The organism is Emticicia sp. (genome assembly GCF_049241225.1).
Taxonomy (GTDB): domain Bacteria; phylum Bacteroidota; class Bacteroidia; order Cytophagales; family Spirosomataceae; genus Emticicia.
Genome location: NZ_JBMLRC010000068.1, coordinates 1 through 10,325 on the forward strand (window position 1 = coordinate 1; position 10,325 = coordinate 10,325).

6 protein-coding genes are annotated in these 10,325 nt (G+C 34.5%); 5 read left to right on the forward strand and 1 reads right to left on the reverse strand.

Annotated features, from left to right (window positions below):
- Window positions 1–834: McrC family protein (locus tag ACOVO2_RS04540; RefSeq protein WP_421768821.1), on the forward strand; the 834-nt coding region annotated here is incomplete at its 5' end.
- 90 nt (window positions 835–924) lie between these two features.
- Here the strand turns inward: ACOVO2_RS04540 and ACOVO2_RS04545 are convergent.
- Window positions 925–2,250 (reverse strand): hypothetical protein, encoded by a 1,326-nt coding sequence (locus ACOVO2_RS04545; RefSeq protein WP_421768822.1) that lies wholly within the window; start codon window positions 2,248–2,250, stop codon window positions 925–927.
- 318 nt (window positions 2,251–2,568) lie between these two features.
- Between ACOVO2_RS04545 and ACOVO2_RS04550 the strand changes: the two genes are divergently transcribed.
- The 4 genes from ACOVO2_RS04550 (at window position 2,569) to ACOVO2_RS04565 (ending at window position 10,172) form a co-directional block, all read left to right on the forward strand.
- A complete protein-coding gene (locus ACOVO2_RS04550) occupies window positions 2,569–3,795 on the forward strand; it encodes a DUF2201 family putative metallopeptidase (RefSeq protein ID WP_421768823.1) in 1,227 nt (408 codons plus the stop codon).
- A gap of 3 nt (window positions 3,796–3,798) precedes the next feature.
- Window positions 3,799–4,902: an AAA family ATPase gene (locus ACOVO2_RS04555; protein ID WP_421768824.1), complete on the forward strand. Its 1,104-nt coding sequence runs from the start codon at window positions 3,799–3,801 to the stop codon at window positions 4,900–4,902.
- A 5-nt stretch (window positions 4,903–4,907) separates the two neighbouring features.
- The gene (locus ACOVO2_RS04560; RefSeq protein ID WP_421768825.1) at window positions 4,908–7,658 is read left to right on the forward strand and encodes a leucine-rich repeat domain-containing protein; all 2,751 of its coding nucleotides are present in this window, start codon (window positions 4,908–4,910) and stop codon (window positions 7,656–7,658) included.
- A gap of 282 nt (window positions 7,659–7,940) precedes the next feature.
- On the forward strand, window positions 7,941–10,172 hold the full coding sequence (locus tag ACOVO2_RS04565; protein ID WP_421768826.1) for a leucine-rich repeat domain-containing protein: 2,232 nt from the start codon (window positions 7,941–7,943) through the stop codon (window positions 10,170–10,172).
- Window positions 10,173–10,325 lie beyond the last annotated feature (153 nt).

The window sequence follows — 10,325 nt, forward strand, 5'->3', positions numbered from 1 at the left end:
GAAAGTAGCTTCCTGAGAGGTAGATTGGCTATGAACGAATACATTAAGAATAATTTATCGAGAGGTAGATACCAATATTTGTACTGCACTTACGAGCCTTTTTTGTTTGATAATCAGTTCAATAGAGTTGTAAAGTATGTAACCCGACTGCTACTCTCTGTTAGTTCCAGCACAATCAACCAAGAAAAGCTCAATTCTATACTTTTTCTTTTAGATGATGTGTCGGATGAGTATTGCCAAGCATCAGATTGCGACTTGGTAAAGTTGAATCCGTTGTACCAAGAACTAAATGTGATACTCGAAATGTGTCGGATGTTTTTAGAATCGACATCCATCAGTACCAATGATAGTTTGAATAGTAATTTTTGTTTATTACTGCCAATGGAGGTGATTTTTGAGGATTTTATTTTCGGATTCATTGAAAAGCACTTACCTGAAACAAAGCCAGAATCTCAGAGAGAAACATGTCTAACAAATGAAAAAGCTTTCAAAATGAAAACAGACATTGTACTTGAAAATCCACGAATGATTATTGATACAAAGTATAAAATAAGACAACACAATGCAGATTCAAAGCAAGGTATCTCGCAAGCTGATATGTACCAAATGCTGGCTTATGCTTACAGGCGTGGTGTGCAGAATGTTTTATTGATTTACCCTGCCACAAGAGGCGATAGTGCAGCTCACTTCACAATTAGTGATTCATTAGGAAACAATCCTGTGATAAACATTTCTGCAATGGATGTGGAAATATATTCGGATGAGAGTTTGATGGATTTGGAGGTGGCGTTGGAGATGCAATTAAGAAAAATCATAAAACCAGTTATGGAATAAAGATTTAGGAGCATATTACTTACCTTCAAAATCAAAGATGAAATGATAGTAATATGCTCCTAAAGTGCATAAATAGTGGGAATTTATATTTTAGTAAGCAAGCTTACTAAGAGGAACTGCCAATCCAAGGTTTATCACAAAATAGTTCTTTTTATTTTCTTCGGAAACAATGGCATCTTTTATATCTAACCATTTAAGCGATAAATTGACAGATATTCCTTTTTCATCTTGCGAAGGCAATCCAAAAATAAAATCTAAACCTAAATCTTGAATAGAGTACTTCCCAAATGTTTGATTATATGATGGAGCTACTGCAAAACTCGACAACCAATTCCCTTTAATGAATTTGGGCGTAACAAGGGCTTTTATACCCCAGTATCCCAGCCAAATATAGTCCGAAAGACCAGTATAAGTCTCATTAGGCTTATCATACTTTACTCCTAAAGTGTTATACAAAGACTGCTTTCCAGTTGATTCATCAAGGTCAGCATAGATGGTATATAAAGTTGCCGAATTGTAAGCCTTTACACCGACTGTGGGAGTAACCAACACATTAAAAATATTTCTCTCATAAAACCAATTACCTTTTACGTACAAATCCCATGGTTTAAAGTTATTGGTGGTTGTGTCATTCTGTTTATTTGCAAACTTATAATCATTTCCCTTTATCGGCAGATACCCCCCAATTGAGACAAAACCTTTACTGATGGTTTTAATTTTATCCTTTGCGTATGTGAGTTCATCATCGGTAAATTTATCTCTGTACTTTTTATACAATTCTTTTTCAAAGCTTTTCAGTTCTGAATCGGTAAAAGCTTGAAAATTAATATTCGATGATTGTAAATTTTTAAATTCATTTATCTCATTATTTGCAAGTTTTGTTAAAGATTCTTTTAAAAACTCTCGTCTTTTCTGCATTGCATCAATAATTGTGTTATCGTCGCAGCCTTTCCCTGTTCCAATAGTCCCTCTCCTTAAAAAAGTTAAATTAAATGAAATTCCAACGTTATTTGAAACCTTAGTGTCTGCAAATAACTTGCCTACTTTATCACTCACTAATCCGAAATTATAGATTTGGTTTACATAATTATTAGGACTTTTAGGGCCCATAAAGTTGAACCCTAAGGTTGTTTTTCCATCGGCAGCATCATATTTAGCATAATTTCTAAAAAGACTCACATCAGTCCCACCTGAAAGATAATATGCCATTTTTTGTGCAAATAGTTTATTCAAAGACGGGTCTGATAATATTGTAACATTACAATCTTCAGTCTCCGTCCTTTTTGCCTCCGCAATTACAGGGTCTGCTAAACCATCTAAATAAGTTTTTAAAGCGTTTAGGTCTTCTTGAGCAGCAACACTCAATGGAAATAGAAATATCAAAAGGATACCAAGAGTGCGAGTTAATTTTTTCATAGATGGCTATATAAGTATATTGATGTTCAAATATATTAGAATTACTTTATTTATAATATCCATTTTTATTTCTCGGTACTATTTACTTTTCTAAAAATGGAGCTTTTACAATTCATCATATACATCCTCTTAATTTAAAAAGACAGAATATCACCATATTCCTATATCTCAAATTTATTGCATTCTAAAAACCTTCCACACCTACAAAACCCAACAACACCCCCCATAATTCTATCTACCTTATTGAAATCTAAAACCAATCTTTTATCTTGTGCTTTTATTATTAAAACTTTCTAAAAGCGGGTTCAACTAAGTTCAATGAGTCAACTAATTCTTGAGCAAGTCTCTAAAACTACCATCCAACTTATTCTTAAAGAGTCTTTTTATGGGCATTTCTTTACAGGTCTATTAAAAGAGGTTTCAACTAAGGTCGAAACAATGGCCGTGGGAACAACTGCCAATAAAATGGTTAAGTTGTATATCAATCCTGACTTTTGGACTGAAGTTCTGAATACTCCCGAGTTCAAATATGGTGTGCTTAAACATGAAATTTTGCACATCGTCTTTAAACATATCATTACCAGTAAAAAATTTCCGAATAAACGTATTTACAATATTGCTGCTGATATTGTTGTCAATCAATTTATTGAAAGAAACCAACTTCCAGAAGGTGCTGTACTTTTAGAGCAATTTGACGAACTTAGATTAGAGAAAAACAAAGACGTTGGTTATTATTACGAAAAACTTCTGAAAGCATGGCAAAAAAACATTGATAGCGGAAAACCTTTTTCGGCTCGACTCAATGATTTAATGACCAACCAACAGTGGCCATTAGAAATGCACGATTTATGGGAGAAAGAGTTTGAAAAATTAACCGAATCGGAGCGTAAAATCATTGAAAGTGTCGTAAATGATGTACTAACCAACGCCATAAAAAGAGTTGGTAATAAAGGCATTGGAAACCTTCCTTTGGGTTTGCAAGAATATCTGAGCAGTTTTATTTCTTCATTAGAACCCACAATCGACTGGCGGAGACAACTTCGTATTTTTGGTGGGAGTAGTATTCGTACCTACTTACAAAATACAATCAGACGGCCCTCAAAACGATATGGCACAACGCCTGGCATAAAAATAAAAAGCCGACAAAAACTACTGGTTGCGATTGACACTTCGGGGAGTATTGACCAAGAAGATTTAGGGGAGTTTTTTGGCGAACTATATCATATTTGGCGACAAAAAGCAGAAATACTAATTGTTGAATGCGATACCCACATTCATCATCAATATTTTTATAAAGGTTTACCTCCAGACCAAATTCATGGAAGGGGTGGTACAGCTTTTGATGCTCCAATACAATATGCCAACGAAAAATACCTTGCCGATGCCATCATTTATTTTACTGATGGATATGGGCCAGCTCCAAGTATAAAAAATAGAAAACCCATTTTGTGGCTTATCAGTAGTAAAGGAATCGACGATAAAACAAGCTACTGGACAGATTTGCCAGGACGGAAAATAAAAATGATAAAAACAACAAAAGCTTAGAATATGCACAACAATTATGTTTTTTACGGTACAAAAACCAAGGCCGATGAAGTGATTGAGTTTGTAAATCACGTGATAGAAACCAACACTGATTTAGAGGCGAAAGCAAGAAAAAAGACACCCATCTGCATTTGGGGAAGGCACGGCATTGGCAAAACTGAGATTGTAGAAGCCATTGCCAAAGAGAGAGGCTTTCAGTTTTCATACATTGCACCTGCTCAGTTTGAAGAAATGGGCGACTTGGTAGGTATGCCAAGTGTTGAAGGCGATAAAACAGTTTTTAAAGCTCCTTCGTGGGTGCCAACGCAAGAAGGGCCAGGTATTTTATTGATTGATGATGTAAACCGTGCCGATGAGAGGATTTTGAGAGGAATCATGCAATTGCTTCAAAATTTTGAGCTTATTAGTTGGAAACTTCCACTCAAATGGCACATTGTACTTACTGCCAACCCCGATGGCGGTGATTATTCGGTTACACCAATGGATGATGCCATGCTTACCCGAATGCTCCATATTTCGATGGAATTTGACGTAAAAGAATGGGCAAAGTGGGCAGAAAAAGCAGGTATCGACCCACGAGGTATCAATTTTGTTCTTCTGTACCCCGAAATCGTTGAAGGTAATCGCACAACACCTCGAACACTGGTACAGTTCTTTGAAACAATTCGTCCGATTGATAACCTTTATGAAAAAATAAGTTTAGTAAGAATGCTTGCCGACTCTTGTTTAGATGAAAACACAGTTACGGCATTTATATCCTTTGTGAATAATAATCTGGGGCAACTCATTAAACCCGAAGAAATCTGTAATGCCAATAATTTTAACAGAGAGGTTTTAGAACCTTTCAAAAGCGTAGTGCTGAAAGAACCAATCAGGGTCGATATTATTGCTACGCTCTGCACAAGGTTGGTCAATTATTTGACTGTAAATAAGATTTCGCCCGATAAAAAACAAATAGAAAACATAAAGTCATTTATCAAAATTGACTTTATTCCAAATGATATTCGACTAACGATGGCCCAAGACTTGGTTTCGAGTGGTAACATTGCTCTAAAATCTATTATGGCGGACCCTTCAATAGCTCAGCTATTACTTAAACGTATGTAATTTCGATGATTCTGACACAGCAACTCAAGATTGATGAGACTATTAGTTTAGGGCAATATTTAAACGTCCATCTTACCAATTATAACAGTGATGAGTCATATTTCAGGCTCAACAAAGATGGAGTATATGAGAGTTTCAAACATTCCAATATTCCATTGATTGTCAAAAAGTTTCAGAAAGCAGATTCGGAACGACCAATCACTGCTAATTTTTTAGATATACAAGGTTTTCCTCATATTTTAGAAACCGTATATGATGAACTCCGAAAATTAAATAAAGTAACTTACCTCGTACTTTCGGCAGCTCAGATTACGGAGTCAATCGTTCATCTAAAAACCTTGAAAGGCTTGTTTATTGTTGGACGAAGCACCGAAACTTTGCCTGATTATTTGAGTGAATTGCCGAATTTAGAGTGGCTAAATGCCAGTGGTACTCGGCTTGATAAAATCCCGAATTGTGTATTAAAAATGCCAAAATTGGTAGGCTTGCAGCTAAAGGTGAAGTCGGCAATGAGTCTTTTGCCAACGCTTTTCGATAGTATACCCAATATCCGATTTTTAGAATTTATCGGTAGTGGAATCTCATCAATACCCGAAAATATCACCCAACTTAAACATTTACAGGTACTAAGTTTAGCAGCAAACAAACTTCGCTCTACTCCCAAAGGGTTCGAGACACTTACTAATCTCCAATATTTAACTTTTAGTATTGACCCGAAAACCTCGCCCGAAAAACTAAGTTTTTATTTTCCAGAAAGGCTAAATTCATTGATAATTCAACCAAAAGACAAGGAAACTTTACCCTTGGTTGAAAAATTACCAGTACCCAATTTCGCAAATGTAAGAGCATCGGCTGAAGTCATTGAGCAGTCGAGCGGTTTTCTAAGTTTTTGCACAAACTTGAATTATATTCATCTTGATGCTTGGAATTTCAAAGGCGATTTTCTTGAGGTTTTTGAAAGCCTATCAAAAATACAACACCTAAAAAGTGTGTACATTTATGGCAATGCTGATTTAAAAAACATTCACCTTCTGAAACAAATCGAAAGCTTAGAGGTTTCATCATACCCCAGTAATTTAGAAAACATTGGTCATTTAATTAACCTGCAAAACCTAACTTTAAAGGCTGATAATAGTGTAAAGTTTGAGATTCCAAGTCTATGGAATCAACTTCAAAAGTTGAAATCTTTAATTGCTCATAGCATTGAACTTGATTTTCAGCATCTCAATAATTTAGCTGCGTTTAAAGAAATAAGCACTAATGTTACCACGCAAAATTTTGATATTTTTATTGCCAAAAACCCACAAATTGAAGCGATTTATGGTGTTTTTATTGGTATTAGTAGCGGCCATTTGTTTAAACTAAAACAACTCAAACACTTCTCTTACAGTACCTTATATGATAATGGCTTTATAGTTAAAGGCATTGCTCAACTATCCTCTTTAGAAACATTATCATTGTATTTCCGAGAATTGAAAAACCCAGAATACCTACCTGATTTTTTTAGAGAGTTAAGTGAGATTAAAACCTTAAAAAAACTTACCATTGGCACAGCTTCGGTCAGAATGCCACTGGAGCTTGGGCTACTCACACAGGTAGAAGAAAGTCAATTCATATACAGTCCAAATGATAGAAATCCAAGATTGGAGATTGCATTATTGCCTCATGTAAAGCTTCCTGAAGTATTAGGTTATAGAAATGAAGACTATAATGAGGTCTGTGAGAAGTTTTATGCACTAAAGAATTTTAAGCTGAATGACCTCCAAAGGATGTTTGTTTTTGGCATCATCACCGAGAATTTTGTCGAATTACGTCATTATCTGCCCAATACACTGAAACAAACCATCAATTCAAATTCATGCTTTTACCTATCTGGAAGACCACACGGCCTAACCAAACCGCAAGTAAAAGAGCAGTTAAATAGTAAAAACCTTGAAGTAAGTAATACTATCAACGAAACTATCACACACATATCTATTGGCTATGGTTTATCCATCGAAGAAGCCGTTAAAATTGTTGCTTCTGAGAAAGAATTAGTTTTATCGGAGTATCTCACCGATTTTCTGAATAGTCCAGAGGACTTTTTCTTGTTACAAGAAGAAAACAAAGATTTAACTACCCAAATCGTTCAACTGTTTCTCTCAGAAGATGAAGCCAATCATCAATTAGCTCTGCAAATGCTGGCTGGCGGTGGTGTAAGTAATCGTATTTTAAATTATCTGTTAGTTACAGAAGGTTGCCACCCCAATTTAGAAGTCAGAAAAGAAGCTCGAAAACTCTTCAAAAGATTTGCTCCAGCCGATGTCTATGAATATGTAAAAGACCGCAGGGGGTGGGCTTCAATGAAAGGAGAATTGAGCTATCATTTATTCAATCATCCTCAGTTAAACTACTGGGAAGGTGTTTTGGCGTATCAATCTTACCGAAACAGCATTACGGAAGAAAGATTAAGAAATGATTGGACTTTTTCGAGAGACCAGCCATTTACAATAACCATCACCGAACAGAATTTTGAAACTATCAAACAGCTTCCCGAAGAGCTAAACCTTGTAAATGCCAAAGGAATAATGGTTAATAGTTTTTATAATCATTCTAAACTTTCGATTGAAGTTATCTGCGAAATTGCAGTGCGATTTCCTCAATTAAAAGAAAACTTTCACTGTCAATATGGGGAAATAACACAACAGCAATACGAGCTACTTAACAAATATTATACTACAATTCACCTCACTAATGCTTTTAAAATTACTGAATAAACAATTCATACTATGACTATTCAAAACTTCAACCAAGTAGATTTTCTCCTTCTCAAAGACAATTATTATTTAGACATAAGAGACCAAAATTGTACAATAAAGCAGATTGAATTAATTCTAAGTCATTGTAATGCAAACATCCAAAATCTATCAATTAATCATAAGTCCTTATCTACTTTACCACCTTTTTTTGGTAAATTTTCAAATTTAATAACGCTCAACATTGTTACTGAACAGCCACTCAATATAGATACTTTAGCCGAATGTACAAAAATACAATATTTGAATATTGAATCTGATGATATTATTTATACAAGAAAAGACTTCGCTTTTGAGCATTTGAGCAGACTTTCAATAAACATAAAAAAACTAAAAGAAATACCCCAGTTTCTATTATCAGAAACCTTAGTTGATATTTACATAGCATCATCTTTATTAAATACTATTCCTAATAGTACCTTTCAGAACTTAAAGCGATTAAGTTATCTTTCGATTCAGGCCCCTATCAAAGAAATGGTCAAACTAAGCCATTGTTTAAACTTAATAGCATTAAACTTAGTTTTTACCAAACTTACCAATCTTGACATCAACGAACTTTTACCATCTAATCTGCAACAACTTTTCTTAATTAGAAATGAGCTGTTATCGGAAGAGTTAAATTTCTCCACGTTACAGAAATTACAAACACTACGCATCAATAACGATGAAAATATAACCCCTACAAGGTTAATTGGAATAAGTTGCTGTATAAATCTTAAAAATTTAGAATTAACCTTTGTTGAAAATTTCCCTGATGAATTAGAAAAGTGTAAGAAACTGCAAGCCATATTTATTAATAAGGGTAAAATGAATTCTCTACCCGACTGGTTTGTAAATTTTGAGCATCTTTCAAATATCAATATCTGCCATACTAAGTTAAGAGTTGTTCCTAAAAACTGGAGTAATTTAAAAAACTTAGGTTCCCTCTATCTAAACAACAATAAATTAGAAGATTTATCTTTTGTTTATACAACTCCAAAACTTAAATATGTTCGCTTCGATGGTAATCAAATAAAAGATAGTTTATTTATGCTTGATAAAGGAAAAATCTTTCCTGTTTACCATAAAGAGTGGTTTGAGTTAAAAGCATTACCAGCAAAAGATATTCCTTCATTTATGAGTGCCATTGGTAAAAGTGGCATGGATAGAACTGACAAAGAATGGTTTTTCTACCAATTTCAGAGCCAAGCAAAATTCACGCTACCAACCAATTGGCCGCTCTATCGCTATTTTCAAGGGCTTTCTATTCCATATAAATTATTAAATCAAAATATCACTAACTTTTTAATCGAAACCCCTCTAAATAAACAAGGACTTGATACATTGGTAGCTGGTAGTGTTTGTTTTTTAGATGGAAATTTTACCGAAAAGAAAACAACCATTAAAGAAAAATTAGACACGCTCAACATTAAAGTTTCAACTACACTAAACACATCGGTCACGCATCTCATTATCGGGCAGAAACCATCTGAATCGGTTTTGCACTATCAGCAACAAGAGATACCTTTTTTACTTGAATATCAGCTTTATCAAATCATTAAGAATGTTGGACAAGAAGAAAAGTTTTTGGTACAAGAAGAAATTGCGGGCGATACTCAAATGGCCGAAGGACTTAAACAACTTCTGGGTAGCAATGATTTAAGTAGTGTACAAATTGGCTTAGAAATGCTCAAAACAGGGGGTATTCCAGGTACAATTTCTGAAGAGTTATTGTTATTGTGTAAAACCTTCAATGATGCAAAAGTTAGAGCTGAAGCAAGAAAAATACTTGAAGTACAAGCTCAAGTTGAATGGGTTGGAATTTTAAAAGACAAACAAACCTTTATCAACATTTCCCAGACAAAAGAAAAAGACCTCAGAGATAAATTACAAAAAATGGCAGCCACTATCGGCAAGGAGCAGGTATTTTCATTTGCCATGCTGCTTTATAAATATTACGAAAAAGGATTAGCGTTTGTATTAGCAAATTTTGCGTTGGGAAGCAAAGAACGTATTGCAGCTCTAAATGCTTTGACGACTGGCGACCATTTTAATTTTCATAAAGGCATTGGTTATCATAATTGGAAAAACCAACGTCCTGATGAAATTATTTTGTCATCGGTAAGCACAGGCATTGCCTTTCCAAGCGACCATCCAAATCCTAAGCAAATCAAGAGCATCAATATGCACAATTGTAAATTTGAAACATTAAATAAAGGTATAGAGGTATTTGAAAATGTTGAAGAATTATGTCTTTCGGTAAATAATTTAAAAGCATTAAATCCAAGCATAGCCAAGTTGCAACATCTAAAAGTTTTAGACTTATCTTCAAACAGACTTACCGCTTTCCCAAAAGCAGTTGAAGGTTTGACAAATTTACGAGTTTTAGACCTCCGATATAACAGCCAATACGCTTACAAAGACGGGCAACCAATAAGCATTGAGATTCCCGAATGGGCTAAAGAAAAACTAAGTAACTGTGAAATTTTGATTTAGAACAACGAAACTACAATTATATAAAAATCACTTTTTTGCTACCCATAATGATACCCAAATCATTTTTCTAAGCTAAAACATTGATTATCAACACATCCTCGAATCCGCTCGGGACCTCGAAAGGTGACAGAAATGTCACCTTTTTTGTTTTAT